The sequence below is a fragment of the Endozoicomonas sp. ONNA1 genome (assembly GCF_024606325.1).
In the GTDB taxonomy this organism is placed as follows: Bacteria; Pseudomonadota; Gammaproteobacteria; order Pseudomonadales; family Endozoicomonadaceae; genus Endozoicomonas_A.
On record NZ_JAHHPN010000310.1, the window covers coordinates 1 to 1461 of the forward strand.

Genomic DNA, 1461 nt, shown 5'->3' on the forward strand with positions numbered 1-1461 from the left:
TCCTCACTGGTCGTTACCAGATGGCGGCTATCGGCGCTGAAGCTGGCGGAGGTAAGCTCTTTTTGGTGTTCAATGATGTCTTTCACTACCCACCCAGCGGTTTGCAGGCCATGGATTTTTGCTTTGCTATCACTGATAGTCACCACATAACGGCCATCGGCGCTGAAGTCGGCTGAGTGAACCTGATCATCATGAACAATGGTGGTCATTTCTCCCCATGATCCATTGTCCTGCAGGCCATAGATGATTGCTCTGTGATCTTCGCTGGTGGTTACCAGGCGGCGGCCACAGGTGCTGAGGGTGTGCGAGTGGATTACCCCGTCATGGGAAATGGTGGCATTGACTTTCCATGATCCATCATCCTCCTGACTGTAGACAGTTGCATTTCTATCTTCACTCACGATCACTAAATGACGCCTGTCGGCGCTAAAGCTGGCCGAAGAGACTATAGCATTGTGGTCAATGGTGTATTTTGCTTCCCATGATCCATGGGTCCCCTCGCCGTAGATTTTCACCTTGCCATCCCAACCGGCGGTCACTACGTAGCAGCTATCGCTACTGAAGGTGGCTGAGGAGACCCAATCATTATGAAGAATGGTGGCTTTTACTTCCCACGATCCATCGTCCTCCTGAACACAGATTTTCGCCATGCGATCTTTACTGCCGGTCACTATTTTACGACCATCAGCACTGAAGGTGGCTGATTTGACCCACTCAGTATGGGAAATGTTGGCTTTTCCTGCCCATGATCCATCGGGCTTCTGGCCAGTGATTTGCGCTGTATTGTCATAGCCGGCGGTCACCACATGGCGACTATCAGCGCTGAAACTGGCTGTGTGGATATTATGTAGATGGGTAATTCCGGTTTTTTCCACCAGCTTGAATTTTTCACATTGAGCCATTAGTTTGCTGTTGGTAAAAACTAACTGAACAGGAAAATAAACATTCCCTTGTTGTTTTATGAGTGACTCGATAGTGCTGATATCCGCAAACGACCTCAACCAGTCACGGAGTTGTTGACTATCTTTTGTCGTAACAATGGTTCTTAGTTGATATTGGTGTGGTGAAGGAAGCCGACGATACCATGCTCTTTCCAGAGCTTTATCGTTTTTTACAAGCTTGTGAAGCTGTTTGCATACCCTTGTTAAAGCGGTCACCCCTCGAAATTCCAAATAGCGAATAATTTTGGCATGTATCTCTTCGGGCAAATGGAAGAATGTTGCTTCAATTTTGTCCTTTACAGTAACCTCCCTGCCCAAACTGACACCCTTTGGTGCTTCCTCCAATCGAGCTCGCTTGGGTGCTGTTGGCGAGAGTGAAACATCAATACCGGGATGGTTGTCCTTAGGGTCCATGGTTGTTCCTTCAAAGTCAGTTTTATCTTCTTGGTAAGGGCATTTAAAATGGATTGAAAGCTTAGAACCGGTTTTAGAATGAAAGTTCAAAACATTGAGGTCATTG

1 protein-coding gene is annotated in these 1461 nt (G+C 47.2%); it reads right to left on the bottom strand.

Annotation, left to right across the window (positions count from 1 at the left end):
• The coding region (locus tag KDK19_RS07325; RefSeq protein WP_257274762.1) for an F-box/WD40 repeat-containing protein at nucleotides 1-1355 on the bottom strand (1355 nt) is incomplete at its 3' end.
• Between the last annotated feature and the right edge of the window lie 106 nt (nucleotides 1356-1461).